This is a genomic window from Paraburkholderia kirstenboschensis (assembly GCF_032806925.1).
GTDB lineage: Bacteria > Pseudomonadota > Gammaproteobacteria > Burkholderiales > Burkholderiaceae > Paraburkholderia > Paraburkholderia kirstenboschensis.
Map to the genome: position 1 here is coordinate 1,059,144 of NZ_CP136513.1, position 26,329 is coordinate 1,085,472.

20 protein-coding genes and 1 tRNA gene are annotated in these 26,329 nt (G+C 63.1%); 10 read left to right on the forward strand and 11 right to left on the reverse strand.

Translation table 11 applies throughout. The annotated features are described in order from the left end of the window. Nucleotides 1–192: 192 nt before the first annotated feature. Complete coding sequence (locus RW095_RS27530) at nt 193–684, reverse strand: hypothetical protein (RefSeq protein WP_006048904.1); 492 nt, start codon at nt 682–684, stop codon at nt 193–195. Nucleotides 685–1,018: 334 nt separating this feature from the next. Between RW095_RS27530 and RW095_RS27535 the strand changes: the two genes are divergently transcribed. The 3 genes from RW095_RS27535 (at nt 1,019) to RW095_RS27545 (ending at nt 5,266) form a co-directional block, all read left to right on the forward strand. Then, the gene (locus tag RW095_RS27535; protein WP_317021957.1) at nt 1,019–2,629 is read left to right on the forward strand and encodes a sensor histidine kinase; all 1,611 of its coding nucleotides are present in this window, start codon (nt 1,019–1,021) and stop codon (nt 2,627–2,629) included. Between the two features lie 109 nt (nt 2,630–2,738). Then, the gene (locus RW095_RS27540) at nt 2,739–3,242 is read left to right on the forward strand and encodes a response regulator (protein WP_317021958.1); all 504 of its coding nucleotides are present in this window, start codon (nt 2,739–2,741) and stop codon (nt 3,240–3,242) included. A 50-nt stretch (nt 3,243–3,292) separates the two neighbouring features. Continuing rightward, on the forward strand, nt 3,293–5,266 hold the full coding sequence (locus RW095_RS27545; RefSeq protein WP_317021959.1) for a hybrid sensor histidine kinase/response regulator: 1,974 nt from the start codon (nt 3,293–3,295) through the stop codon (nt 5,264–5,266). 117 nt (nt 5,267–5,383) lie between these two features. Here RW095_RS27545 and mscL read toward each other — a convergent pair whose 3' ends face one another. The 4 genes from mscL to mfd form a co-directional block, all read right to left on the reverse strand. Further along, nucleotides 5,384–5,830 carry a large conductance mechanosensitive channel protein MscL gene (gene mscL, locus RW095_RS27550; RefSeq protein ID WP_128586479.1) on the reverse strand — a complete coding sequence of 149 codons (447 nt, stop codon included), beginning with the start codon at nt 5,828–5,830 and terminating at the stop codon, nt 5,384–5,386. A 97-nt stretch (nt 5,831–5,927) separates the two neighbouring features. Beyond that, on the reverse strand, nt 5,928–6,962 hold the full coding sequence (locus RW095_RS27555) for a threonine/serine dehydratase (protein WP_317021960.1): 1,035 nt from the start codon (nt 6,960–6,962) through the stop codon (nt 5,928–5,930). A 71-nt stretch (nt 6,963–7,033) separates the two neighbouring features. Then, nucleotides 7,034–8,284, reverse strand: a complete 1,251-nt coding sequence (argE, locus tag RW095_RS27560; RefSeq protein WP_317021961.1) for an acetylornithine deacetylase — start codon at nt 8,282–8,284, stop codon at nt 7,034–7,036. 300 nt (nt 8,285–8,584) lie between these two features. Beyond that, nucleotides 8,585–12,067, reverse strand: coding sequence for a transcription-repair coupling factor (gene mfd / locus RW095_RS27565; protein ID WP_317021962.1), 3,483 nt, complete (start codon nt 12,065–12,067; stop codon nt 8,585–8,587). A gap of 120 nt (nt 12,068–12,187) precedes the next feature. On the opposite strand from mfd, the gene ispD reads away from it, so the two are divergent. Continuing rightward, entirely contained in the window at nt 12,188–12,901 is a 714-nt protein-coding gene (gene ispD, locus RW095_RS27570) for a 2-C-methyl-D-erythritol 4-phosphate cytidylyltransferase (protein WP_317021963.1), read from the forward strand. Nucleotides 12,902–12,946: 45 nt separating this feature from the next. Further along, entirely contained in the window at nt 12,947–13,426 is a 480-nt protein-coding gene (ispF, locus tag RW095_RS27575; protein ID WP_128594985.1) for a 2-C-methyl-D-erythritol 2,4-cyclodiphosphate synthase, read from the forward strand. 99 nt (nt 13,427–13,525) lie between these two features. Here ispF and RW095_RS27580 read toward each other — a convergent pair whose 3' ends face one another. The 4 genes from RW095_RS27580 to ompR all read right to left on the reverse strand — a co-directional run bounded on the left by RW095_RS27580 (nt 13,526) and on the right by ompR (nt 17,020). After that, the gene (locus tag RW095_RS27580) at nt 13,526–14,044 is read right to left on the reverse strand and encodes a carboxymuconolactone decarboxylase family protein (RefSeq protein ID WP_317021964.1); all 519 of its coding nucleotides are present in this window, start codon (nt 14,042–14,044) and stop codon (nt 13,526–13,528) included. A 73-nt stretch (nt 14,045–14,117) separates the two neighbouring features. Further along, nucleotides 14,118–14,666, reverse strand: a complete 549-nt coding sequence (locus tag RW095_RS27585; RefSeq protein WP_013588377.1) for a peroxiredoxin — start codon at nt 14,664–14,666, stop codon at nt 14,118–14,120. 222 nt (nt 14,667–14,888) lie between these two features. After that, complete coding sequence (locus RW095_RS27590) at nt 14,889–16,238, reverse strand: ATP-binding protein (RefSeq protein ID WP_317021965.1); 1,350 nt, start codon at nt 16,236–16,238, stop codon at nt 14,889–14,891. Between the two features lie 47 nt (nt 16,239–16,285). Then, complete coding sequence (gene ompR / locus RW095_RS27595; protein WP_006048917.1) at nt 16,286–17,020, reverse strand: osmolarity response regulator transcription factor OmpR; 735 nt, start codon at nt 17,018–17,020, stop codon at nt 16,286–16,288. A 229-nt stretch (nt 17,021–17,249) separates the two neighbouring features. Here ompR and RW095_RS27600 point away from each other — a divergent pair, with 229 nt between their 5' ends. After that, a complete protein-coding gene (locus tag RW095_RS27600; protein WP_317021966.1) occupies nt 17,250–17,576 on the forward strand; it encodes a hypothetical protein in 327 nt (108 codons plus the stop codon). A gap of 465 nt (nt 17,577–18,041) precedes the next feature. Next, entirely contained in the window at nt 18,042–19,205 is a 1,164-nt protein-coding gene (locus tag RW095_RS27605) for a DUF1501 domain-containing protein (protein WP_317021967.1), read from the forward strand. Nucleotides 19,206–19,275: 70 nt separating this feature from the next. Here RW095_RS27605 and RW095_RS27610 read toward each other — a convergent pair whose 3' ends face one another. Further along, a complete protein-coding gene (locus RW095_RS27610; RefSeq protein WP_317021968.1) occupies nt 19,276–20,112 on the reverse strand; it encodes a squalene/phytoene synthase family protein in 837 nt (278 codons plus the stop codon). A 217-nt stretch (nt 20,113–20,329) separates the two neighbouring features. Here RW095_RS27610 and RW095_RS27615 point away from each other — a divergent pair. After that, nucleotides 20,330–20,416: transfer RNA gene (locus tag RW095_RS27615), tRNA-Leu, on the forward strand. Between the two features lie 78 nt (nt 20,417–20,494). On the opposite strand, the gene RW095_RS27620 is transcribed toward RW095_RS27615, so the two are convergent. Further along, the gene (locus tag RW095_RS27620) at nt 20,495–20,782 is read right to left on the reverse strand and encodes a hypothetical protein (RefSeq protein ID WP_128589766.1); all 288 of its coding nucleotides are present in this window, start codon (nt 20,780–20,782) and stop codon (nt 20,495–20,497) included. Between the two features lie 519 nt (nt 20,783–21,301). Here RW095_RS27620 and RW095_RS27625 point away from each other — a divergent pair. Then, nucleotides 21,302–24,652, forward strand: coding sequence for a DUF2339 domain-containing protein (locus tag RW095_RS27625; protein ID WP_317021969.1), 3,351 nt, complete (start codon nt 21,302–21,304; stop codon nt 24,650–24,652). Next, complete coding sequence (locus RW095_RS27630; protein WP_317021970.1) at nt 24,649–26,181, forward strand: DUF3999 domain-containing protein; 1,533 nt, start codon at nt 24,649–24,651, stop codon at nt 26,179–26,181. The genes RW095_RS27625 and RW095_RS27630 overlap by 4 nt, the downstream gene beginning before the upstream one ends. Nucleotides 26,182–26,329: the final 148 nt, after the last annotated feature.

The following is a 26,329-nucleotide window of genomic DNA, read 5'->3' on the forward strand; positions in this document are numbered from 1 at the left end:
AGGAATGAGGCGAGGGGAAAGAGAAAGCTCGCGGTAGCTCTATGTGCAGGACTCGTGCTGGCAGCTTTTCAACACGCCGCGCTTCTCCCGGAGGAGCATGCGCGACACAGTAAGACTGACAACAGCGCTGACGACACCGCATACGGCAGCAAAAGCCTACGACAACGCGCAAGAACGGGCGAGAGGGCCCGCCTAACGCAACGACCGCGGCGTTGCGTCGCCCGCCGCATCTTGCCGGCGTACTCCGCGACGCGCGCCCACGCGTGTTGCGCCGAACTCGGTCAGGATCTTGCCGCGAGCGCGGCTCGCAAATACCAGGAATCCGAAGCCGTCCGCTTCATACCAGTAACCGCCGTTCTCGAGACCGTCGAGCGGCTGTTCCAGTGCATTCGTAATGGATTCGATGCAGCGCCGCCGCAATTCGGCCGCGGCCGGGTAAGGAGGATGTGCGCCGCGCACGCTGCATAGAAGCACGTCGAGTCCGGGCAACACATGTGCATAAAGAACCGGCTCGTCTTGCGCGCGAGCGCGCGCGATCTTGGTGTCAAGTTGCCCGAAGGGCTTGAAATGCCGCAGTACCGCGAGGAACGACTCATCGCCGTCCACCTTCGCGCGTCTACGCTTTTTCGGGAAGGACATAAAAATTCGCCTGAAAAAGAATTGCAAGAAACGCAGCGTCCTCATGCGACAACTCCCGGCTTCGCGCGCCGCACGTCGATCTTTTATAGCATACGACAAGGCCGGATTCACGATGATTCGACGACTCCGCCGCCTCACCGACTCCCGCACGAATCATGCCGAACCGCCTCGCCGCGCGCCTTCGCATTCCAGCACATCTGACTCCATCATAGACGCACGACGCGCCGAAAAAACATCTTGCACCAATAAAAATGTCTTTTTTATGTGGGCGCGGGCATCCTGCGCTCACGTTGAAATATTGCCGATTCACGTCGATAATGGCCCGTCTGGCTGGCGGGTTCCCGCGAGCTGCCGCTGCGTGAACGACCTTCGGGCGAACATGAAATTATTCACCAAGGGTCTGCTGCTGATCGCAGTGCCCAGCCTGGTGGAGCTGGCGCTTCTTGGCGTCGTCTTCGATACTCAGGAGCAGACAGCCCAGGCCGCGCAATGGGTTACCAATAGCAAGCAGATTCTTTACCAGTCATCGGCAATTGTCGATCCGCTGCTGCGCCAGGCCGCTCGGGTTCGTACCGGCATGGTGATCGGCGATCCGTCGTTGCTCGACCGGCATACGGTGTGGATCGACGTGAGCGACCGTCTGTCGAAGCTCGACGCGCTGGTTGCCGATACGCCGCAGCAGGTGGAGCGGGTTCATAAGATGAAGCGCGCAATCGACGCATATCGCGCCCAAACCGTAATGGTTTCGCAGGCGTTGCGTGATGGGCGCAATCCGCAATCGCTCGTTGCGCTCGAGAGTGGCGCGTTGCCGGAGCCAGTCGCCGCATTTCGCGACGAACTCGCGGCCTTCGGCGAAGAGGCTTCGCGTCTCGATGCGGAACGCTCGGCGGCTCTCGTGCGGCGTCGCGAGCATCAGCAATATGCGTTGATCGCCGCAGTGATCGGCTCCATGCTGATCTGGGCCGCTACTGCAGTCGTGTTTGCGCGCAGCATTGGGCGGCGCCTCGAAGTGCTGACCGATAACGCGGAGCGCCTCGGCAACGGGCGGCCGCTTGCCGCGCGCCTGTCCGGCAACGACGAAATCGCGGCGCTCGACGCCGTGCTGCATCAGACAGGCGCGCGACTGCGCGAGGCGGAGGCCGAACAGGCGTCGCTCAAGACGCGTCTTGAGGCGCGCGCGCAGGAACTGGCGCGCGTCAATGAGGAACTGCGCCAGGAGACGCAAGACAACGAAATGTTTATCTACAGCGTATCGCACGACTTGCGCTCTCCGCTCGTGAACCTGCAAGGTTTCTCGAAGGAGTTGCAGGTCTCGTGCGACGAGCTGGACAGCATTGTCGTCGAAGCGCGGCTGCCGGAAGCGGAACAAAAACGTATGGCGCATATTCTCGACAGCGATGTGCGCGAATCCTTGCACTACTTGCGTACTGCGGTCACGCGGGCTGCGGCGATCATCGAAGCGCTGTTGCGAATTTCGCGTGCCGGCCGGCTTGAATATCAATGGCAACGGGTGAGCGTCGCGCGCGTGGTGGCGCGCGTCGCCGATACCCTGCAGCGAGCCATCGAGGAGCGCGGCGCGGTCGTTACCGTACGCGAGTTGCCGCCGGCATGGGGCGACCCGGGCGCGATCGAACAGATCTTCAGCAATCTGATTGGCAATGCGTTGAACTACCTGGACCCGGCACGCAACGGACGCATCGAGATCGGCGCGCTCGAACCGGAGCCCGTCGACGAAAACGGGCCGCGCGCGGTTCGCATGCGCACGTACTATGTGCGCGACAACGGCCTGGGCATTCCGGCCGCCCATATGTCGAAGGTGTTCCGTGCATTTCAACGTCTGCACGGCGATGTAGCGAACGGCGACGGAGTCGGTCTGGCAGTGGTGCGGCGCACGGTGGAGCGGCATGGGGGGCGCGTGTGGGTCGAGTCGGCGCAAGGCGCTGGATCGACCTTTTTCGTGGTGTTGCCGGAGCAGCCCGCGCGCCCTTGAACCGCGCCGGGTGCCGTGCAAAAAGTTGCATGGAACGATTCGCGTCGCATCGCTCAATGCGTGCGCCGCATCTGCATGAACCGGGTCGAACCGACAGAATGGAGAGCATATGAGTCACGGGGAAACGGTCAGCATTATTCTGATCGAAGACGACGACGGCCATGCCACGCTCGTCGAGCGCAATCTGCGCCGTGCCGGCATTTCGAACGGCTTTGTGCGCTTTCGCGACGGTCAGCAGGCGCTGGATTATTTTTTCGGCGCAGACCCGGGTGGCTGCGCCGCTGCGGTGGGCGACAGTGTCGCAAGCCGTCATGCGAATGCCGAAGATCTGAAGAATTCAGTCGTACTGCTGGACCTGAAGATGCCGCGCGTCGATGGCTTCGAGGTGTTGCGGCGCCTGAAGGAGTCGCCACAAACGGCGCCCGTGCCCGTGATCGTGTTGACCACCACAGACGACCCCCGTGAAATCGCGCGATGCTATGAGCTCGGCTGCAATGTCTACATTACAAAGCCGGTCGAGTACGATGCGTTTATTGAAGCGGTGCGCCGCCTCGGCTTCTTCCTGCAGGTGGTCAAGCTGCCGTCCGGGCATCGCTTCACTGCGTCATCATGACGTGACAGGATTGCCACATACTCTCCAGACCTACTGACCGCGACCCGCGCATGTTCGAAGAAGTGTCCCCGCCGCCCGCAGCATGTATTCTCGTCCTCGATGACGACGAGGGCATCTTGCGGCTCGCGCGCAAGTCGCTCGAACGCGCCGGCTGCCGCGTTTGGGTCTGCGCAAGCGTCGAGGCGGCTCGCGAACGGCTCGTCGCCGGCGGTCTGGACCTGCTCGTGCTCGACTATCAACTCAGCGGGCCCCAAACGGGCCTCGACTTTTTTCGCCGGCTACGCTCGGAAGGCGTGCGCATTCCCGCCATCCTCGTGACAGGTTTTACGGACGAGTCGCGCGTAATCGAGGCGTTGCGCGCCGGCGTGTCCGACGTGGTGCCCAAGTCCGGCGATTACCTCGATTACCTGCCCGAAGCAGTGGAGCGGGTTCTGTCGCAAGTGCGCTTGCAGCGCGCGTCGGAAGAAGCGTTGCTGCTGCGCGATCGCGAGCAGCATTACCGCAACCTGTCGGAAGCGCTGCCGCACCTCGTGCTCACCTGCAATGCGTCGGGCGACTGCGATTTCCTGTCAAAGCAGTGGTACGACTACACCGGCCTTGGCGAGAACAGTTCGCATGGTTTGGCCTGGCTCGACGCCGTGCATCCGGACGATCGCGAAGAAGTGCGCCGTAGCTGGCTGAAAGCGGTGGCGAGCAATGCGGGCACTTATCGGCACGAACTGCGCATTCGCCGCCGCGACGGCGAGTACCGCTGGTTCGACGCGCGCATGGTCGCGACGCGCAACACCGAAGGCAACTTCAGCAAATGGTTCGGCAGTTGCACGGATGTTCATTCGGAGCGCGAAGCCATGCAGGAGCGCGAACGGCTTCTCGCTTCTGAACAGGCGGCGCGGCAGATCGCCGAAGAAGCGAATCGCGCGAAAGACCGGTTTCTTGCGATGCTCTCGCACGAGCTGCGCACGCCGCTCACACCGGTGCTGGCCGGTGCAAGCGTACTCGAGATGATTCCCGACCTGCCGGATCAGGCGCGCTCGAGCGTGCGCATGATCCGCCGCAATGTCGAACTGGAGGCGCGCCTGATCGACGATCTGCTCGACCTTACGCGCGTGGCCAACGGCAAGCTGCGCCTGTCGCTCGAAACGGTCGACGTGCATGAGGTAATAGACAGTGTGCTCGAACTCTTCCGCAGCGAGATCCAGGTCAAGCAGCAGGACGTGCATGTGCACAAGGACGCGAAACATCACTACGTGCTTGCCGATCGCGCGCGCCTGCAGCAGATGCTATGGAACCTGATTCGCAATGCCGCGAAGTTCACGCCTGACGGTGGACACATCTATGTGCGCACGCGCGATGAGCGCATGCACGTGCAAATCTGCGTCGAAGACACGGGCATCGGCATCGAGCCGGAACAGATTGGCAAATTGTTCAACGCGTTCGAGCAGGGCGATCAGAACATGACGCGGCAGTTCGGCGGACTAGGGCTCGGCCTCGCAATCACGAAGGCGTTAACGGACGTGCATGGCGGCACGGTCACGGCCCAAAGCCCGGGGCCGCATTGCGGCGCTACGTTCACCATCACGCTGCCGACCGCGGCGGCGCCTGCGCAAAGGTCGCAGGCGGTATTGCCCGAGCATGTGCATCCCGCCGGCGTGCTCAATATTCTGCTAGTCGAGGATCACGTCGATACGGCCGAGGTCATGGAGCAGCTGATTCGCACGCTCGGCCACGACGTCACGACGGTGGGCCGTGTGGACGACGCACTGGCCGCCACGCAGTTGCAGAATTTCGATCTGGTTATCAGCGACGTCGGCTTGCCCGATGGCACTGGCCTCGACTTCATCAAGGCGTATCGCGAGCATTGGGATACGCCTGCGGTCGCGCTGAGCGGTTTCGGCACCGACGAAGACGTACGCCGCTGCCTTGCCGCCGGTTTCACCTCGCATTTGACGAAGCCGGTCAATTTCGCGCAGCTCGAAACAATGATCGAGAGCGCGATCAACACGAAGGCGCGAAAGCAGACGTAACGCGAAGCGTGAACAACTGCTGTGAGCGGGTTCAAAAGCAAAGGCCTGTTGCGAGTGCGTCGCAACAGGCCTTTTTGCTGGGTAAAGCGTGCGAGCGCGCCTCGCCTGGCCGCTGGCTTAGCGCGGCGAATTTTTCAGCGAGTCGCGGATTTCACGCAACAGCAGCACGTCTTCCGCCGGCTGCGGCGGCTCCGACGGCGCAGCATCGGCCGGCTTGCGCAGATTGTTGATGAACTTGACCATCAGGAAAATGATGAACGCGAGAATGACGAAGTTGATGGCCACGGTAATGAACGAGCCATAACCGAATACCGCAACGCCCGCCGTCTGCAAGTCTTTATACGACTCCGGGTTGCCTTTGAAGCTCGCCGGAATGGCGCCGAGGCGAACGAATTTGTTCGAAAAGTCGAGGCCGCCCGTAGCGACGCCGACCACCGGCATGATCAGGTCTTTCACAACTGAATTGACGATGGTGGAGAACGCGCCGCCGATGATGACACCGACCGCGAGATCCATCACGTTGCCTTTAAGGGCGAATTCCTTGAATTCCTTGACCATGCTCATAGGGTTTCCTCCTGGATATCGATGACCAAATCATACCAATCTCAGACAGATAGGCCAGCCCTTCGGCCCGGAAAGCCCGGAAAAACGAGGATTGTTTTTATGCCGGAAACCGTGACATGCCCTGGCGGGCGCGTTCGATATGCGCAGCAAAAGTGACCGGGTCCGTGTTCGTGCCGCATAGCAGAACGCCCACGCGTTTGCCCTGCAGCTTCTCGCGCAGCGGTCCAAGCAGCGCTGCGGTAGCGGCGGCGCAAGCGGGCTCGACAGCGAGCTTCAGTTGTCCGAACAAGGTGAGCATGGCCGCGCGGAGTTGGTCGTCCGAAACGGTCACGAGTTCGTCGATATGGCGGCGGCACAACTCATAGCTGTATTCCTCGGTATGCGGCGCCATCAATGAATCCGCAATACCGTGCATGTGGCCCATCTTGACCGTGTGATTGGCGGCGAAGCTTTTTCCCATTGCATCCGCGCCTTCCGGCTCGACACCGAACACGTGCACGCCCGAATTCGCGAGCCGCATGGCCGTGGCCACCCCGGCCGCGAGACCGCCGCCGCCGATCGGCACGATCACGGCTTCCAGGTCGGGCGTTTGCGTGCTCCATTCGTAGCCGAGGGTGGCGGAGCCGAGCACCGTGCGATAACCGTTGAACGGGTGCACGAAATAGCGGCCTTCTTCGGCCTCGATGCGGCGCACGAGTTCGAAAGCTTCCGCAAGATCTTCAGCGAACACGATCTCCGCGCGATATTGCCGGCACAGAGCGACCCGCGCCGGATTCGCCGCGCGAAACAGCACCACCTTCGCGCTGATGCCGAGCCGCATCGCCGCATACGCGACGGCCACTGCATGGTTGCCGCCCGACACGCACGTGACGCCTGCGCTGCGTTGGGCTTCGTCGAGCGCTAGCAGGTTCGTGAACGCGCCGCGCGCCTTGAAGCTGCCGCCCGCTTGCAGCAGTTCGAACTTGAAGTTCACCACCGTACCTTCGAGCGACGCGAAGTCGAGCCTGTCGAACACCGGCGTTCGAGCCACCCACGGCGTCAGCGCGAAGTGCTGCGCGGCGATGTCGTCGAGAGTGGGGATCGGCTCGCCGTCGATCGTATGGTCGGTGTGCTGCGGCGTGGCGCTTGACATGGGCGTGGGCGAGATGTGGAGAGAAGCGGGCGATAATGAAAGTATGGTTTCTCGTTGCTCAGACGACGGTTTCAGTGCGCATGCGCTTCGACGGACATGCTGTGAATGAACTTGCGCAAGAAGCGTTCACACTGCACGAGCTGATCCAGCGCGACGAATTCATTCGCCTTGTGCGCCTGCTGAATGTCGCCTGGCCCGCACACGATGCTCGGAATACCCGCCAGCGAAAAGAGCCCGGCCTCCGTGCCGTAAGCGACCTTGCGCTTGTCCTGGTCCGCCGTCAGCGCGCGCACGAGTTGCGTGATGGCGGCCTGCTCAGACGAATCGAGTCCGGGCGCCGCGGCAATCTTCGTGATCTCGATTGCCGCCGATGGATGCTCGCGCAACATTTTCGGCAACAGTGTTTCGCGTGCGTACTGGTCGATACGCGCGAAGATCGGTTCGGGGTCGAGCGTGGGCAGATTGCGGAATTCGAACTGGAATTTGCACTCGGCCGGCACCGTATTGATTGCATTGCCGCCGACGATCGTGCTGGTTTGCGCGGTGGTGAACGGCACGTCGTACAGTTCGTCGAACGGGCCTTGCTCGCGGAACTGATCGGCCATGTCGCGGATATAACAGATGAGGCGCGCTGCGTACTCGATCGCGTTCAAGCCCTTCGGCGTGAGCGACGAGTGCGCCGCCTGGCCGCGCACGCAGCACTGGTACGCGTTGATGCCCTTGTGCGCCACGATGGGCCGCATGCTGGTCGGCTCGCCCACAATGCAGCCGTCCGGCTTCACGCCGCGTTTCATCAGGTCGGCGATCAAAAGCGGCGCGCCCGCGCAGCCCACTTCTTCGTCGAATGAAAGTGCGAAGTGAATCGGCTTGGCGAGCTTCGCGCGCTGCATGTCGGGCACGAGCGCAAGCGCCGCGCCGATAAAGCCCTTCATGTCGCAAGTGCCGCGCCCATAAAGCTTGTCACCGCGAATTTCCGGCTTGAACGGATCGCTGTCCCACTGCTGACCGTCGACGGGCACCACGTCGGTATGGCCCGACAACACCACGCCGCCGTTCGTTTCGCCGTTGTGTGCGGGGATCGTTGCGAACAGGTTGGCCCATTTGCCGCTGGGGTCGTGCGTGAGCGTGCCTTCAATGCCGAGCCCGCGCAGTTCGTCGCGCACGGTTTCGATCAGACCGAGATTCGGATTGCGGCTTACCGTGTCCATCGACACGAGACGGGTGACCCAGGGAAGCGAGACAGGCGTGGTGCCAGAGGCGGAAGCGGACGAAGCAGTTGCGGATGTTTTCGAGGACTGCGCTGAATCAGCGACATGAGACATGACAGGACTCCGGCATTTGAGTCTTTCGATCATACCCAAAAAAAGCCGCCCCGTATGCTGCGGCGCGCGTTTTGCGCGCCGCAGCATTGCCGGAAAACGCTAGACGTACCGCGTTTTTTCGCAGCCGCGCAGCGCCATGCCGACGGCGCGACGGCACGACGGCACGACGGCGCGACGGCACGACGGCACGACGGCGCGACGGCACGACGGCACGACGGCACGACGGCACGACGGCGCGACGGCACGACGGCGCGACGGCACGACGGCACGCAACGGGAACGCGGAGGCCCGATAGCGAACCTAACGCGCCGCGGCCGCCGCCGTGGTGCCCCGGCTTGGCGAGCCCAACGCCCGCAACGTTTCCTTGACCGTTGCCACCCGCACTGCAAGATCGGGACTGCGCGTTTCGATACGCAGCTTGTCCTGGCCCGCCAGTTTGATGTGCTTGTGCTTCTGCACCATCTCGATGATACGCATCGCGTCGATGGGCGGATTGGGAATGAATTGCAAACCGATCACCGCTTCGCCCGCGTCGATCTTCGAAATACCCAACGGCTTTGCCGCAAGCCGCAGACGATGCGTCTCCACGAGCGCATGCGCTTGCGGCGGCAACTTGCCGAAGCGATCGATCAGTTCTTCCTGAATGCCGTCGATCGCATCGTTGTGCTCGCAATTCGCAAGGCGCTTGTACAGCGACAGACGCTCCTGCACGTCGCCGCAATAGTCGGCAGGAAGAATCGCCGGCGCGTGCAGATTGATCTCGGTCGTGGCGGCGAGTGGCGCGGTGAGGTCGGGCTCCTTGCCGTCCTTGAGCGCCTTCACTGCGTCGTTGAGCATGTCGGTGTAAAGCTGAAAGCCGATCTCGTGAATCTCACCCGACTGCTTGTCGCCGAGCACTTCGCCGGTGCCGCGAATCTCCAGATCGTGCATGGCCAGATAGAAGCCCGAGCCGAGTTCTTCCATCTGCTGGATCGCTTCGAGCCGGCGTTGCGCCTGCTTGGTCAACCCTTGCGGATCGTGCACGAGCAGGTACGCATACGCCTGGTGATGCGAGCGTCCCACGCGTCCGCGCAGTTGATGCAGTTGCGCGAGGCCGAACTTGTCCGAGCGATGAATCAGGATCGTGTTGGCGCTCGGCACGTCAATGCCGGTTTCGATAATCGTCGTGCACAGCAAAACGTTCGCACGTTGGGCGACGAAGTCACGCATGACGCGTTCGAGTTCACGCTCGTGCATCTGCCCATGCGCGACCGCGATGCGTGCCTCGGGCACGAGCGCTTCGAGCATTTGCCGGCGATTCTCGATCGTCTCGACTTCGTTGTGCAAGAAGTAAACCTGGCCGCCGCGCTTCAGTTCGCGCAACATCGCTTCGCGAATCACGCTTTCTTCCTCGCGACGCACGAACGTTTTGATCGCCAGACGCTTTTGCGGCGCGGTCGCGATAACAGAAAAGTCGCGCAGACCTTCGAGCGCCATGCCGAGCGTACGCGGGATCGGCGTGGCGGTGAGCGTGAGCACATCCACTTCCGCGCGCAACGCCTTGAGCGCCTCTTTCTGCCGCACACCGAAGCGATGTTCCTCGTCGATGATCACGAGTCCGAGCCGCTTGAACTGCACGTCCGACGACAGCAGCTTGTGCGTGCCGATCACAATGTCTACGCTGCCTTCGTTGATCTGCTGGATCGCCGCGTTGACTTCCTTGGTCGACTTGAAGCGCGACAGTTCGGCGATTCGCACGGGCCAGTCGGAGAAGCGGTCCGAGAAAGTCTGCATGTGCTGTTCGGCGAGCAGCGTGGTGGGCGAGAGTAGCGCGACCTGCTTGCCGCCCATGACAGCAATGAAGGCCGCCCGCAGCGCGACTTCGGTCTTGCCGAAGCCCACGTCGCCGCATACGAGGCGGTCCATCGGCTTGCCGCTCGTCATGTCGCCGATCACGGCTGCGATCGCCGCGGCCTGGTCCGGCGTTTCCTCGAAGCCGAAGCTCTCCGCGAACTTCACGTAGTCTTTCGGTTCGAGCGCGAACGCGTGGCCCGAACGCGCGGCGCGGCGCGCGTAGAGATTGAGCAGTTCCGCGGCGGTGTCGCGAATCTGCTGCGCGGCCTTGCGTTTGGCCTTTTCCCATTGACCCGAGCCGAGCGAATGCAACGGCGCGCTTTCGGGATCGGCACCGCTGTAGCGCGAGATCACGTGCAGCTGCGCGACCGGCACGTAGAGCTTGCTGTCGCCCGCGTATTCCAGATGCAGAAACTCGGTCTCGCCTTCGCCGAGATCCATGGTGACGAGGCCCATATAGCGGCCTATGCCGTGCTGCGAATGCACGACCGGATCGCCGACCTTGAGCTCCGACAGGTCCCGCACCATCGAATCGACGTTGCTAGCCTGTTCCTGGCGGCGGCGACCGGCGCGCCGCGCGAGCGGCCCATAAAGCTCGGTTTCGGTGATGATCGCAATGCCGTCCACGGGGACCGCAAAGCCGTTCGCGAGCGGCGCGACGCCCAGCGAAAAAGGCGCGTCGCCCGTCAGCCAGTCCTGGAAGCTGTCGCTCGACGCGGGCTTCAGATGGTTGTCCGCGAGCAGCTGCAATAGCGTTTCACGCCGTCCCGCCGATTCGGCAGCGAACAGCACACGGTTGGGCGTGGTGTCGAGATAGGTGCGCAACGCCGATACGGGATCTTCCGCGTGCCGGTCGATCGCGAGATTCGGTAGCGGCGTGGACCAGCCGCCGCCTGCGTTGGCCGGCAGCACGAGCCGCGCGAACGGTTTCGCGAGTATGAAGAAGTCTTCGTCCGACAGGAACAGGCGCTGCGGCTCCAGAATGGGACGGTCGCGGTCGTGCGACAGGAAGTTGTAGCGCTGCTTCGTGTCGTTGCTGAAGCGCCGGATCGCCGCCTCGAGATCGCCGATGAACGCGAGTTGCGCGCCTTCCGGCAAATAGTGGAACAGCGTGGCGGTGTCGTCGAAGAAAAGCGGCAAATAATATTCGATGCCCGCGGACGGCACGCCGTTGCCGATGTCCTTATAGATCGACGCGCGGCTCGGATCGCCTTCGAACGTCTCGCGCCAGCGGCTGCGAAAAGCGGTGCGCGCGGCTTCGTCGAACGGAAACTCGCGGCCAGGCAGGAGACGCACGTCTTTCACCGGATACAGGCTGCGCTGCGTGTCGGGGTCGAACGCGCGGATCGAGTCTACCTGGTCGTCGAACAGATCGATCCGGTAGGGCAGCGGCGAGCCCATTGGATAAAGGTCGAGCAGTGAGCCGCGCACGCAGTATTCGCCCGGACGCACCACCTGGCTCACGTGTTCGTAGCCGGCCAGCGTCAACTGCGCCTTGAGCTTTGCCTCGTCGAGACGTTCGCCCTGGGAAAACGAAAACGTGTAGGCAGCGAGAAACGACGCCGGCGGCATCCGGTACAACGCCGTGGTGGCGGGCACGAGCAGGATGTCGCAACGGCCTTCGCCGAGATCGTGCAGCGTGGCGAGGCGCTCGGAAACGAGATCCTGGTGCGGCGAAAAGGTGTCGTAAGGCAGCGTTTCCCAGTCGGGCAACAGGCGCACGCGCGCCTGCGGCGCGAAAGAGCCGATTTCCTGCGACAGGCGCTGTGCGTCCACGGCGCTTTCGCACACGACGGCGAGCAGCGGCACCTTCTCGCGATAGGCGAGATGGTAGCGGGCGATCAGCAGCGCGTCGGACGAGCCGTGCGTGCCGTCGAAGGCAAAACGCTGGCCGGCTTTGACGAGCGCGACGGGCGGGGAGTACTGCGATGATGCGGCGATGTCTGGCATAGAAGAGAAAAGGCGGCCTCGGGCTCACACGGACGGCCAAGTTTACGCGTGTCGGGGCGTGGATGCGAAGGACCTATTATAAAATCCGTCCTTTACTTTGACCTCGCGGCATCCGCACTCGTGACTTCCCGTCTATTTGCCCTGATTCCGTGCGCAGGCACCGGCAGCCGTTCCGGCGCCGCGATGCCCAAACAATATCGCACTGTGGCCGGCCGCGACATGTTGCATTATTCGCTCGCCGCGTTCGACGCCTGCAGTGAGTTCGCACAAACGCTCGTCGTGATCGCGCCCGACGACCAGCACTTCGACGCGCGCCGCTTCGGCGGCTTGCGGTTTGCCGTGCGCCGCTGCGGAGGAGCGTCGCGCCAGGCGTCGGTGCTCAACGGCCTGCATGCGCTGACGGAATTCAACGCGCGCGACGACGACTGGGTGCTCGTGCACGACGCGGCCCGGCCGGGCATCACGCCTGGCTTGATCCGTACGCTGACGGGCGCGCTCAGGGACGATGCGGTAGGCGGCATCATGGCGTTGCCGGTCGCGGATACGTTAAAGCGTATCGACGCGGCATCGGCGGATGGGCGCATTGCCCGCACCGAATCGCGCGACGGCTTGTGGCAGGCGCAAACGCCGCAGATGTTCCGCATCGGCATGTTGCGCGAAGCGATCTTGCGCGCGCAGGCCGACGGCCACGACCTGACCGACGAAGCAAGCGCGATCGAATGGGCCGGGCATGCGCCGAAGCTGGTGCAGGGCAGCTTGCGAAACTTCAAGGTGACGTATCCAGAAGACTTCGATCTTGCCGAGGCGATTCTGCTGCGCACTTCGGCATCGTGATGAGTGATTTGATTTTTAGTGAACGGACTTGAGGACTTGACGCAGATGGATTTCAGAATTGGGCAAGGGTATGACGTGCATGCGCTGGTGCCGGGGCGTCCGTTGATTATTGGCGGCGTGACGATTCCGTACGAGCGCGGCTTGCTCGGCCATTCGGATGCCGACGTGCTGTTGCACGCGATCACCGACGCTCTGTTCGGCGCCGCCGCGATGGGCGATATCGGCCGCCACTTTTCCGATACGGATGCGAAGTTCGCCGGCGCCGACAGCCGCGTCTTGCTGCGCGAATGCGTGGCTCGTGTGAAGGCAGCGGGCTTCGCGATTGCGAACGTGGACAGCAGCGTGGTGGCGCAGGCGCCCAAGCTCGCACCGCATATCGAAGGCATGCGCGCGAACATTGCCGCCGACCTCGGCCTGCCGACGGACAAGGTCAATGTCAAAGCCAAGACCAATGAGAAGCTCGGCTATCTCGGCCGAGGCGAGGGCATAGAAGCGCAAGCCGTGGTGTTGCTGATCAAGGGCTGATGCACTTGTCGGCACTGCCGCAGCAGGAGCCGGGCGCACGGCGGCGAAAACGTTCGCCGCTGCGCCGGTTCAGGCGAGGCAGACCCGGAAGCCGATAGCTTATTCGGCGGCAATGCACTGCGCAGCCGCGTTGATCACGGCCGCGATGCGACCCACGTCGCGCAACTGCGTCGAACTCATGCCTTCGGCGATCAACGTATCGAAGTGCGACTTCACGCAGAAGTGACACTTGCCGATGATCGAAGCGGCCAGCGCGTACATCTCGAAGCGCCGTTTGTCCACGCCGCCGTGCGACGCGTAGGCATTCATGCGTAACTGCGCCGGTTGCGATTTCAGGTCCGCGTTCTCCGCCATCTCGACATACGGATACCAGACGTTGTTCATGCCCATCAACGCGGCGGCGGTCAGCGCGCCGTTCGTCTCTTCAGGAGAGAGCACGCCCGCGTTGCGAATCGCGCTTACGATTGCGGTGCTTTTGGCGGCGAAGGCGGCAGCCAGCGCGACGCCGACTGCGTCGTTGCCTTCGAGGGACGAGCGCGCGATCGTGCCGTCCAGGTTCAGGCGGATGTCTTTCGCGTAGTCGGGTATGAGCGCCTTAATGGAAGCCGGGAACTCCATTGTCTTCTCCTATCGGATTGTCGATAAAAAAGCCCGCGGCTCTTTCAAGCGTGGCGGGCTCGGGCGGCACGGCTTACAGCGTTGCGCCGCCGACTGCGCGGTTGCACGGACAGAGTTCGTCCGTCTGCAAGCCGTCGAGAATACGCAGCACTTCCTCGGGATTGCGGCCGACGTTCAGGTTGTTCACCGACACGTGCTGGATCGTGTTGTCCGGATCGACGATGAACGTTGCGCGTAGCGCCACGCCCGCTTCCTTGTCGCGCACGCCGAGCTGGTCGATCAACTCGCCCTTCACGTCGCCGAACGAATAGTGGTTCAGCTTGCTCAGGTCCTTATGCTCGCGGCGCCAGGCGAGCTTCACGAATTCGTTATCTACGCTGCCGCCTAGCAGCACTGCGTCGCGCTCTTCGAAGTCTTTCGCCAGCTTGGCGAACTCAACGATTTCCGTGGGGCACACGAACGTGAAATCCTTCGGGTAGAAGTAGATGATTTTCCACTTGCCCGGGAACGACTGCTCCGTGATTTCTTCGAACGCCGAGGCGCCGTTTTCCTCGTGATTGTTGAAGCCAGGCTTGGCAGCGGTGACGGTGAACGCTTCGAGTTTGTCGCCAACGGTTTTCATGCGAGTGCTCCTTCGTGTGTTGGAAAAAAAGCATGCTGAGGCTACCAGCGCGTCATCACGAGCGCGTGACAGGCTTTTCACTATAGCTCTATTGAACTATCGCCTCAATAGTTTTTTCCTAACAACCTGGATAGTTATTATTCAACGGAGCGGGCATCCGGAGTGCGTGCCTCGTGTGTGGGCCGTGTGCGTTCTTAGGCAGACACGGGGCGGCAAGCTCGCTTAAACGCCCTTGGCCAGAGGAAACTCGATGGTGACTTCCAGGCCCGGGCCGGGCGTGCGATTCCGCAGGCGCAGCGCGCCCCGATAACGGCCGACGAGCCGCTGCACGATCGCCATGCCGAGACCCGTGCCGTTCGCCTGAGTGCGCGCTGAATTCACGCGATAGAAGGGACGTGTGACAAGCGCCAGTTGATCTTCCGGAATGCCGGGGCCTTCGTCCACCACCGACAGTTCCACGCGCGAATGCGACACCCGCGTTTCCAGAATCACGCGCGGGATGCCGTCGCCATCGCTCAAACCATACTTGCGCGCGTTTTCCAGCAGATTGCCGACGACGCGCCGCATATCCGTTTCGTCGGCTTCGATCACCGCCGACGGCGCGAGCCGCGTGATAAGCCGCATGCTGTCCTCGCTTTGCATGCGCGCCGCGAGCTCGCTCGCAATGACGGACAGATCGACAGGTTCCGGCACGCGCTGCACCGGGCGCGCATAGTCGAGGAAGCGGCCAATGATCATGTCCATCTGCTCGATGTCGTCGACCATTGCGTCTTTCGTGCTTTGGTCCGACGGACTCATTTCCGTTTCGAGCCGCAGCCGTGCGAGCGGCGTGCGCAGGTCGTGCGAAATGCCTGCGAGCATCAGCGCGCGGTCGGCCTCGAGCTGCTCGAGGTCCTGAACCATCTGGTTAAAACTGCGATTGGTTTCAGCAGCCACGCCCATGCCGCGCTCGGGCAGCGGTTCAGGCGACTGCCCGGAGCCAACCTTGCGCGCGGCCATTGCGAGACGGGCGAACGGGCGGTTCACGAGACTCGTGATGAAGGCTGCGCCGAAGAGCGATAGCGCCAGCGCGAACACGCCCCAGCCGGCCCATTGCAAGCCCGTCGCGTTGTCGAGCTGATCGCGGTCGAGCGCGACCCAGTAATCGTCGTCGTCGATCTTGAAGCTGATCCAGACGCCGGGAATGTCGTTGACGCTCTGTGCGATCACGGTGTCGTCGCCGAGACGGCCGCGAATGTCGTGTTCGATCAGCCGGTTCAGCGACTCGTCGGGCTGGAGCTTGTACTTGTCGGTTGTTTCGCGCGGGTACACGCGCACCCCTTCATTGCTTTCCAGGTCTTGCAGCAATGCGCGCCGCAGATCGGGATCGGAATAGAGGAGTGCGGTGCGCGTGAGCTTCACGATCGCGACGAGCTGCAACGCCACGCGCTGCGCGCGCGGCTCGCGTTCGATCACCCGGAAGCTCTGGAACCACGCGGCGAGACTCACTGCGATCAACAGCGCGATCAACAGAAAGGTCCGCCAGAAAAGGCCGCCGAACGCGAGCGTCAGGAGGCGCCGGTCGATCCGCATGGGCCCTTCTTCTTATCTGAAAACAAAAGCAGGAGACGTGAACAAACTCAGGCTGCGCCGTCGGGAATGAACACGTAGCCAAGACCCCAAACGGTCTGGATGAAGCGCGGGCTGCCCGGATCCGGTTCAATCAGCTTGCGCAGACGGGAAATCTGCACGTCGAGGCTGCGGTCGAACACTTCGTACTCGCGGCCGCGAGCCAGTTCCATCAGCTTTTCACGCGACAGCGGCTGGCGCGGATGACGCGCGAACACCTTGAGCACGGAGAACTCGCCCGTGGTCAGCGGAATTTCCTGGCCGGCCTTGGTGAGCGTGCGGGTGGCGAGATTCAGCGCGAACTCGCCGAACTCGAAGACTTCGGTCGTTTCCGACGGCGCGCCCGGCAGCTCCGACGGCGACTGACGGCGCAACACCGCGTGAATGCGCGCGACCAGTTCGCGCGGATTGAAGGGCTTCGGCAAGTAGTCGTCCGCGCCCATTTCAAGCCCAACGATACGGTCGACGTCTTCTCCCTTGGCCGTCAGCATGATGATTGGCGTACGGTCGTTGCTGCCGCGCAGGCGCCGGCAGATGGACAGGCCGTCCTCGCCAGGCAGCATGAGGTCGAGCACCAGCAGATCGAACCGCTCACGCACCCAGAGCTTGTTCATTGACGGCGCGTTCTCGGCTACATAGACATTGAAGCCTTGCTCGCCGAGGTAACGGCGCAGCAGATCGCGCAGGCGCGGATCGTCATCGACGACGAGGATTTTCGAAGGGTTTTTGGTTTCCATGGTCGGCATCTTAGCGCGATTAGAAAGTGGTGCGCGTTTGCATCATTTATCGAGTTACAGTCAGTTACAAAATTTACCCGCACTGTGGCACGACGTAAAGCGGTGGCAGTTAGACTCCTTTACTGAATGCGGCTGTTCGGTGGATACTTCACTCGACTAAAACCCACGCGCCCGGCTCGTTACCGGGTTTGTCATACGCATTTGAGGTAGCCGGTTGCCGCGCCACGAAGGGAACAACATGAAGGGAGGGGTCTGGCCGAATGTGCGCCTGAGCGTGATTGCACTGGCGGTTGCCGGTACGCTCGCAGGCACATTGGGACCAACGCTCGCCCACGCCCAGCCTTCCGCCGACAGAGCTGCGAGCGAGCGCGCCCCCAAGGCAGGCAACTCAAGGGCAAGCCGCCACAGTTCCAGCGTCGAGCGTCCTGCATCAGACGCAATGTTGCGTACCGCAGTTCCCCCCGATCTCGATCAACGCCGCCGTGACGGACATATGACGCCGGACGAACGTCGTTTGTTGAGACAGCATATCGAAGACGCTGTGCGCGAGCTTTACAAGCGGTAGGCGCTTTGCTTGCGTTGTCTGCTGTGATTGCCCTGGTTGCGTTGCTTCATGCGTTGCTTGATGCGTTGCTTCATGCGGTGTTGATCTTTGTCGCTGTCCTGACGCTCTTGAGCTTTCGTTCTGCGCTTTCCGCGCGCTTCCTGTTTCTATCCAGCACTTCACGTGTCGCCCGCTGCGCTCACACGTTATGTGAGGAGCAGGCGTATGCAGCCGTAGTTCATTCGCGTAATTGATCGTGCATAGCACTGTGCATGCGAAAGCATCCGCGGCATGCGAATGCGCGGCGGACGCACCGACCAATGCGCGGCGCGATCGCGCAAGATGCGTCACGGCAGCAACGCGCGTAGGCTTCGTACATGCATAGCCCTCGACCGCAGAGCGCGCACTTGCGCATTGCAGGCCGGCCCGACTTATCGCCTGAAAAACCGAGCCTGCAACGGAAGAAGTCACCGACGCGAGTACATCATGAAACGACGCAGCTTTCTCTCGATGAGCGCCGCCGCCGGCGCGACTCTCTGGCTGCCTCGTGCGGTTCGCGCGCAGCCGGCGGCGCATACCGCAATGCAGCTTCCCGCGCTGCGTGCCGGGTTCGGCAACCTGCTGATCCTCGTCGAGTTGAAAGGCGGCAACGACGGCCTGAACACCGTGATCCCGTTTGCCGATCCTGCGTACTATCGGCTTCGCAAGAAAATCGGCATCAAGCGCGAGCACGTAATCCAGCTCGACGGCCGCACGGCGCTGCATCCGTCGCTGGAACCGTTGATGCCGCTTTGGCAAAGCCGGCAACTGGCGATCATCCAGGGCGTCGGCTACGCGCAGCCCAATCTCTCGCATTTCCGCTCAGGGGAGATATGGGACACGGCTTCGCACGCCGATGAGTATCTGCGCGACGGCTGGCTCACTCGCGCATTCAGAAGCGCCCCGTTGCCCGCAGGGTTCGGCGTGGACGGTGTGGTCATTGGCAATGCTGAAATGGGACCGCTCGCGAATGGCACTCGTACGCGAGCACTCCTGAATCCCACGCAACCGCCTGGCACCCCAAAAACCATGACATACGATGGCGGGCGGACCAAGCCAATGCCACGCGCGCCGCAACTGACGACCAGTTTTCCTTGCAGCGCGTTCGGCGCGTCGATCGAAACAGCAATGCACATGCTCCACGCCGACTATATGCCGCGCGCTGAAGCGGGCAAAAGCGGCGGCGTCGCGGCGATTCGCCTGACGCTAAACGGCTTCGACACGCATCGCAACCAGCCGTACAGGCACCGCTCGTTGTTGAAGCAGCTTGCCGAAGGCCTGACAGCGATGAGATCGGCGCTGATCGAACTGGGCCGTTGGAACGACACGCTCGTCATGACTTACGGCGAGTTCGGGCGGCATCCGCGAGAAAACGACAGCAACGGTACGGATCACGGCACGTCGGCGCCGCATTTCATGATGGGCGGACGTGTGCTCGGGGGCTTGCACGGTGCGCCGCCTGAGCTTGGACGGCTCGACGGCCATGGCAACTTGCCGGTCGCCGTTGACTTCCGCCGGCTTTACGCGACTGTACTTGCGAGGTGGTGGGGGCTCGATGCCGCGGCGATTTTACGGCAGCAGTTTGCGCCGCTGCCTTTGCTTCGCGCTTGACGGCCGGCGCGCTCGACGCCAACCCGGACGCCGCACGACGCGGCCCGCAAATGGCGCGCGGCGGCGGCACTCACTTCGCGCGCCAGGCGATCCACAGCTTGCGGATCGGCGTCAACGCGATACGTTGATGCAGCACGTGGTAGCCGTCGCGCTCGATCTCATCCAGCAAAGCGGAAGCGAGCGCTCCTTGCGCGAGCAACGCGCGCTGCGAGCGGCGCTCGCTGGCCGGCACAGCGACGAACGCCGTTTGCAAGGCATCGCGAGCGCGCTTCGTCTGAAAGCGCATGAGCTCGGTGAATGCGTCGCTATATTTTCGATTGATCAGGTCCGCCGCTGTCAGATTGAAGCGCTGCATTTCGTCAATAGGGATGTAGATGCGGCCGTGGCGCGCATCGTTGCCCGTTTCGACCACGAGCTGTGCGAGCAGCAGTGCTTCGCCTAACGGCGCCGACCAACCCGGCCCTTGTGACCCGTCGGCGGGGGCTTCCGTGCTCGCGGCGCGCGCCACTAGCGCGGCGAAGGTCCCGCCTACCGCTTGAACATAGCGCCGCAAGTTCGGATAGTCGAGGTAGCGCGCCTGGTCGAGATCCATCTCAAAGCCGCTCAACAGTGCCTGCAGCGCAGGGTATTCGGCCCTCGCGTCGGGCAGCGAGGCCGCGAGCGCCTTCGAAACCGGGTGCGTGGGCGTGCCCGCAGCTAGCGCGGCCAGTTCGTTCTGCCACCATGCGAGCTTGGTGCGGCCAATAGCGGGATCGCTGACTTCCTTGACCGTTTCTTCGAACTCGCGGCGCAGTGCGAACAGCGCGGTCAAGCGCGGCTGACTGGCTGCGGGAGCTTGCCGGAGTGCGTAGTAAGTGCTTGATCCTGGCGGCGCCGCTTTTTGCTGGCAATATTCGTCGAAATTCACGGGCTGGAATGTGGGGAAGGGCAGGCGAAGAGAGCACGGCAAGCGTGCATGAAGCCGAAAATTGTAGCATCGGCGGCGTAAGGACAGATGCGCGGCAGTTGCAGACAAGCGCGAATCAATGCGTTAGAATCTCGCGCTTACGCTTTTGGGCGCGCTCATTCGGGCGCCGCGCGAAGCGTGCAGGACATCGGGCAAGACGCACAACGCTTGTCCGGCTGCGAGGGTGGCGAAATTGGTAGACGCACCAGGTTTAGGTCCTGACGCCCGCAAGGGTGTAGGGGTTCGAGTCCCCTCCCTCGCACCACTTATCTGTAGCGCAAAACCCCGTCAAGTCATTGGACTGGCGGGGTTTTTCGTTTTCGGGCCGCTTGTTCGAGCGCGCTCAGGCGACCGGCGTTTCCGGCGGTGCCTGCGTGCCCGGCAGGTCGGCTTGCGCGGCGCCTTCGAGAAAACGTCGAGTCGATTCGAACGCCTGCAGCATCTGATCGGGCCACGGTGTTTGCAGCATGACCGCCTGATGGTTTTCGAATGCCGACGACAACAGCTTCGCCAGTTCCGGCGAGCGCAGATGGCGCAGCAGCACGCTGACTGCAATTGCCGTCGCCTGGCTCGCGCCGGCCGTCTGGAGTTCCGACGCGGTGAGCGCCGCGATCTGTTTGTTGATATCCACTAAAACATTCCTGAATAGATTGAACGATTGACTTGCGCGCCGCGCAGGTCATCGACTGAATGCGACCGATAACCGGGGCGCGGCGGCGGATCCCGAATTTTGACACGGTTGGTACATTGCCGCGAAGACAGCGACGCAGTTGCCGGAATCTGGCGAGCGGATAATCGCTTGGCGTGCTCCTGCGCGAATGACCTGCAGATGTGCGGCGTGGAATGACCGTCCCTGCCGGCTTTGATTTGCCAGGTTGACCACGTCGATTTATCGGCGCTTGTGAATCACATAATCGCCGCGGAAATTTCAGCAAATGTCGGGCGGAAGATGCCGGAATTCAGTTCACTTGGCTTCAATGCGGCTCGTTATCAAGTCGAAGCCGATAGCCGGTTGAAAACCTCGCTGTACATGTTATTCTGCGCGCCGATTTTCGCTGGTTTGCCAATGCAGTATTCGCGAATCAATCCGTTCGGACCGAGCCTTGCACCGTACGGATATCGCCGCAGAAGACAATAAAAGAGGGATGCGATGAGCGTGATATTTGCCGTGCTGGGCGCTGTGGTCGGCATGCTGGCCTCGTTGTCGAACGATCTGCCGGTCGGCTACGGCGCATTGTTCGGCGCGGTGGCGGGTATCGCGCTCGCCCGCCTGCGGAAAAAGAACTCCGCGCATGCCGGGCAACAGTCAGTTCCGTTGCCCATGACAATGGATGCGCCCGACGTGCCCGGCGACCTGGCGGGGCGCGTCGAAAGACTGGAACGCGAGGTCATGTCGCTCCGTGCCGAAATCCGGCAACTGCGCGAAAGTACGGAAATTGCGCCGGTCCAGAACGAGCTGCAAGCGCAACCACAAAGCGACGCCGCGACGCCCGTCGAGGCCTCGCGTGGCGCTGCAAAACATCGCTACCCAATCGCGCCGCAAGAGGCCGTGAAGCTCACGGCAAGAGCAGCGGTTGAGCACCCGCTTGAGCACCCATCGGTCGATGTGAATGCTACTGCGTCAGTCGAACAGCACGCGCACACCTCGCCGCTGGCGCCAGCCGTCGCGTCGGCGCGAGCCGACACCGCCGATAGCTCGCATGTCCAAACTCCACCGGTTCCTCCGCGCGGCCCAGGTGTCGTCGAGCGTCTTTTCAAAGCGGGCCGGGACTGGCTTTTCGGCGGCAATACGGTGGTGCGCGTCGGCATCGTCGTGCTTTTTTTCGGCATTGCGTTTCTGCTCAAATACGCCGCCGACAACAGTCTGCTGCCGATCGAATTCCGCCTCGCCGGCGTCGCACTCGCGGCGACCGCCTTGCTCGTGCTCGGCTGGCGCATCGGCGATAGTCGGGGCGCGTATGGGCTCGTGCTGCAGGGCGGCGGCGTCGGCGCGCTGTATCTGACGGTGTTCGCCGCGACACGGCTTTATCATCTGCTGCCCGCCGCCGCTGCCTTGCCGCTGATGGTCGCAACGTGCACGCTCAGCGCGTTTCTCGCGGTACGGCAGAACGCGCCGTCGCTCGCGTTCATGGGCAGCGCGGGCGGTTTTCTCGCGCCGCTCCTGCTGTCCACGGGTGGCGGCAGTCATGTCATGCTCTTTAGCTACTACGCGTTGCTCAATGCGGGCATCTTTGCAATTGCGTGGTTCAAGGCATGGCGTCCGCTGAATCTTCTTGGCTTCCTTTTCACGTTTTCGATCGGCGCGGCGTGGGGCGCAACTGCCTATCGCCCGGAATTGCTGGCCACCACCGAGCCCTTCCTGATCCTCTTCTTCGTCATGTATGTCGGTATCGCGTTGCTCTACGCGGTTCGTCGCGAGTTGACGGTCAGGCACTATGTCGACGGTACGCTCGTGTTCGGCACGCCGCTCGTTGCAATCGGCCTCCAAACGGCGTTGCTGAAGGGCACCGAGTTCGGGCTCGCATGGAGCGCTGTCGCGCTTGCCGCCTTTTACCTGGCAATCGCGGGCTGGCTTGCGCCGCGCCGCGGGCGCCTCGGCATGCTGTTCGACTCGATGTTCGCGCTCGCGGTGATCTTCGCCACGCTCGCCGTACCGCTCGCGTTCACGGGACCGACGACGAGCGCGACGTGGGCCATCGAAGGCGCCGCGCTCACGTGGCTTGCGGTGCGGCAACGGCGTCTCGTCGCATTTGCTTTCGGCTTGCTGATGCAACTGGCCGCGGCTGGCGCATTCGTCGTCGGCACCCTCGCGCCGTTCAACCATGCGCCGACATTACTCGTGCTGAACGGCGCTTATCTGGCGAGCGTGCTGATCGCGCTCGCCGGCATCTTCACCGGATGGCGCTTGCACGGCCGCAGCGAGGCGCGCGAGTGGCATGCATGGACGCCGCAGATCGGGATCGTCGCCAGTCTGTGGGGTTTGCTGTGGTGGGTGGGCGGCGGCCTCGATGAAATCGAGACGTACCTGCGCCTGTTTGTGCCGGCCGATCGTGAGCGTGTCTGCTCTGCGCTCATCGCTCTGTTCGCCGTCCTCACCGCGTGGCTCGCGCACGGTTTGCGTCGCAAGCTGCGGTGGCCGCTCGCCGAATGGCCGGCGCTTGCTCTCGTGCCCGTGCTCGCCGCGCTGACCGTCGGCCTCTTCACGCTGGATCTGAAGCCGGTGAGCGGTTATGGCTGGCTGGTTTGCATGCTGACCGCAGTCTGCGTCTACGCGCTGCTGTGGCGTCAACAGCGCGAGGTCGGCGATCGCGTTCTCGCGCCGCTGCACACACTGATGTTCTGGACGTCGGGCGCGCTCGCCGCCCTCGAAGGCTACTGGGCATTGCGCGCCTACGTGCCCGAAGGCGCATGGAGCTGGAGCGCGTGGGCGTACGGCTTCGGCTCGCTGCTGCTGGTGGTGGCGGGCGCAGGGCACCGTTTGCGCTGGCCTGTCGCACGGTTCCCGCGGGCGTATCAGGTGTGGGCTGCCGCGCCGCTCGCCGCGTTGCTGTGGGCGTGGAGCATAGCGAGTGTCACGAGCGACGGCAGCGCGGCGCCGCTCTTCTGGCTGCCGGTCTTCAACCCGCTCGACGTGGCTCAGATACTCGCGTTTGTCGCCTGTGCAATATGGTTGCGCCGGCTACGCGCATTGGGCGTGCAGTGGCATCCGCGTGCTTTCGATTACGCGGTGTTCGCGACATTGTTCCTGTGGTTCAATGCATTGCTGCTGCGTACATTGCACCATCATTTCGACGCGGCGTACGATATTGCCGCGGTGCTCGCGTCGTTCGCGTTGCAGCAGGTGTTTCTGGTCGGCTGGAGCGCGTTCGCCTTCGCGGGTTTGTGGCTCGCGAGGCGTGACAGCATCGTGCGGGTGTGCGCGATTGCTTCCACGCCGCTAGTGCTCGTGATGTGGCTTTGGACGTTCTACGCGAATCTGACGCAGGACGGCGGCGCGTGGGCGCGTCTGCCGTTGCTCAATCCGCTCGATCTGGTGCAGGCCGTGGTCTTCGCGTTGGCCGCGCTGTGGCTGGTGCGCGTTCGTCGTCTCGGCGTGCCGCTCGGCGACTACCGGTTGCCTTTGCAGGTGTTGGCCGGGGCAACCGGCTTTGTCTGGTTGAACGCGATGCTGCTGCGCACGCTGCACCATTGGACCGCGGTTCCATACGAGTTCGTCGAGATGTCGCAGTCGATGCTCGTGCAGGCGTCGGTATCGGTATTCTGGACGCTATGCGCACTCGCGACGATGATCTGGGCCACGCGGCGGGCAAGCCGTGTCGTCTGGTTCATCGGCGGCGCATTGCTCGCCGCGACTGTCGTCAAACTGTTCCTGTTCGACCTGTCGCACGTGACCGGTATCGAGCGGATCGTATCGTTTATCGGCATCGGCCTGATGTTGCTGCTGATCGGCTACTTCTCGCCGTTGCCGCCCAAGCTGGTGGTCGGGGAAACTGAACAATGAAGCATTTTCTGAAGGTGACGGCCTGGTGCGTCGCGATCGTGTCCGCGTGGGCCGCGGCGCCTGCCTGCGCTGAAGATTTCGCGCGGCACTTTGCGCTCCAGCTCGAAGAGGGCGCTGCCTATTACAGCGTCACGCTGCCGGCCGCCGTCTACGCCGCAAGTCAGCGCAACGATCTCGGCGACGTGCGCGTGTTCAACGGCGCGGGCGAGCCCGTGCCGTATTCGCTCGAGGGACCGCGCGAGCCGGCACGCACGCCGCCGACTTTGCGCCCCGCGCGATGGTTTCCGTTGCGCCCGGTGCCGGCGGGCCAGACTGGCGCGCCGCTCGGCGTGACGATCGCGGCCGACGGCTCGCTGCGTGCCACCGCTGCGCCGCCGGGCCGCGCCCAGCACGACACGGATCTGATCGACGCGGGAGAGGCCTCGCACGAGGGCCGCGCGAGCGCGCTGGTGGTTCATCTTCGTAACGATAACTACCAGGGGCGTGTGTCGGTGGAGTCGAGCGACGACTTGCGTAACTGGCAGCCCGCCGGCGACGCGCAATTGCTCAAGGTCAGCTACAACGGCAGCACGCTGAGCCAGGACCGGATAGAGCTGAGCGGCGCGCACGCGCGTTATTTGCGCTTGCACTGGCTCGACGGCGCGCCGTACCTCGAATCGATGAACGTGGAAGTGCAGGCGGCCGGCTCCGGCGGCGCGCAACTCGCGGACAAGCAGCGTGAATGGCGCGAGAACATCCTGGCGCAGGCGGGACCCAAGGCCGGCGAGTATTTTTTCTCAACTGGCGGACCTTATCCGATCGACCGCTTGCGGCTCCGTTTGCCGCAGCCGAATACGGTCGCGCCAGCCGTCGTGTACTCACGCGGCGCGCTCGGCGCGGCGTGGCACGAGGTGTCGAGCGCGACGCTCTTCCGTTTGCATAACGGCGATGTCGAACAGGACAATCCTTCGCTGCAGTTGACGCCCGACACGGACCGTCACTGGCGCGTGGTCGTCGACACGCGCAACGGCGGGCTGGGAAGCGGAGCATTGACTATCGCGGCGGGTTGGCGCCCCGCGACGCTGACTTTCGTCGCGCGCGGCGCGGCGCCTTTTACGCTCGGCGTGGGCAATGCTGCGGCGGTATCGACGGCGCTCGGGCGCGACGAACTGCTGATGGGAGCTTCGTCGGTGGTGGCCACGGCGCGCGTCGGCGAACCTGTGTTGCTCGCGCAGAATGCGAATGCGCCGTCGGCGGCGAGTGCCGATGCATACCGTCGCTATGTGCTGTGGGCCGCTCTGGTTCTCGCCGTCGGAGCGCTTGCGGCCATAGCCTGGCGCCTTGCTCGCAGCGTATCGCACAAGATGCCGGCCGGTGATGCCGCGGCAGCGGTGCCGGGAAGTACGGCGAGTGGTTTTGCGGGTACGTCTGCCGCGGCAACGGACACAGGCCACGCAGCGAGCGCTTCTGCTCAGAATGCAGCCAATTCAATGACCGGTGGTGTGGCTGGCACGACGCAAGCCGGGCATAAGCCCGATGGCAACGAGTGAATTGCGGCGTTCGAATAGTCAGCGACGCGCGCGGCTCGTGGCTGGGTTCGAGGGTCGAGAAGTGCACAACTCGTGGTGCGTTTGACGCCAGGGACGTGTGGAGCCCATGGTTGGTTTGGTGCCTGGAGCGCATGCAACTCATGGTTCG

Bases quoted from the DNA above. Each gene is read 5' to 3' on its own strand.
- RW095_RS27625 (WP_317021969.1), top strand. From the start codon at position 21,302: ATGAGCGTGATATTTGCCGTGCTGGGCGCTGTGGTCGGCATGCTGGCC.
- RW095_RS27590 (WP_317021965.1), bottom strand. From the start codon at position 16,238: ATGCGGATCGACCGGCGCCTCCTGACGCTCGCGTTCGGCGGCCTTTTC.
- RW095_RS27555 (WP_317021960.1), bottom strand. From the start codon at position 6,962: ATGTCAAGCGCCACGCCGCAGCACACCGACCATACGATCGACGGCGAG.
- RW095_RS27600 (WP_317021966.1), top strand. From the start codon at position 17,250: ATGAAGGGAGGGGTCTGGCCGAATGTGCGCCTGAGCGTGATTGCACTG.
- RW095_RS27605 (WP_317021967.1), top strand. From the start codon at position 18,042: ATGAAACGACGCAGCTTTCTCTCGATGAGCGCCGCCGCCGGCGCGACT.
- mfd (WP_317021962.1), bottom strand. From the start codon at position 12,067: ATGCCAGACATCGCCGCATCATCGCAGTACTCCCCGCCCGTCGCGCTC.
- RW095_RS27535 (WP_317021957.1), top strand. From the start codon at position 1,019: ATGAAATTATTCACCAAGGGTCTGCTGCTGATCGCAGTGCCCAGCCTG.
- RW095_RS27530 (WP_006048904.1), bottom strand. From the start codon at position 684: ATGAGGACGCTGCGTTTCTTGCAATTCTTTTTCAGGCGAATTTTTATG.
- RW095_RS27545 (WP_317021959.1), top strand. From the start codon at position 3,293: ATGTTCGAAGAAGTGTCCCCGCCGCCCGCAGCATGTATTCTCGTCCTC.
- ispF (WP_128594985.1), top strand. From the start codon at position 12,947: ATGGATTTCAGAATTGGGCAAGGGTATGACGTGCATGCGCTGGTGCCG.
- RW095_RS27540 (WP_317021958.1), top strand. From the start codon at position 2,739: ATGAGTCACGGGGAAACGGTCAGCATTATTCTGATCGAAGACGACGAC.
- ompR (WP_006048917.1), bottom strand. From the start codon at position 17,020: ATGCCGACCATGGAAACCAAAAACCCTTCGAAAATCCTCGTCGTCGAT.
- RW095_RS27630 (WP_317021970.1), top strand. From the start codon at position 24,649: ATGAAGCATTTTCTGAAGGTGACGGCCTGGTGCGTCGCGATCGTGTCC.
- RW095_RS27585 (WP_013588377.1), bottom strand. From the start codon at position 14,666: ATGAAAACCGTTGGCGACAAACTCGAAGCGTTCACCGTCACCGCTGCC.
- argE (WP_317021961.1), bottom strand. From the start codon at position 8,284: ATGTCTCATGTCGCTGATTCAGCGCAGTCCTCGAAAACATCCGCAACT.
- RW095_RS27580 (WP_317021964.1), bottom strand. From the start codon at position 14,044: ATGGAGTTCCCGGCTTCCATTAAGGCGCTCATACCCGACTACGCGAAA.
- mscL (WP_128586479.1), bottom strand. From the start codon at position 5,830: ATGAGCATGGTCAAGGAATTCAAGGAATTCGCCCTTAAAGGCAACGTG.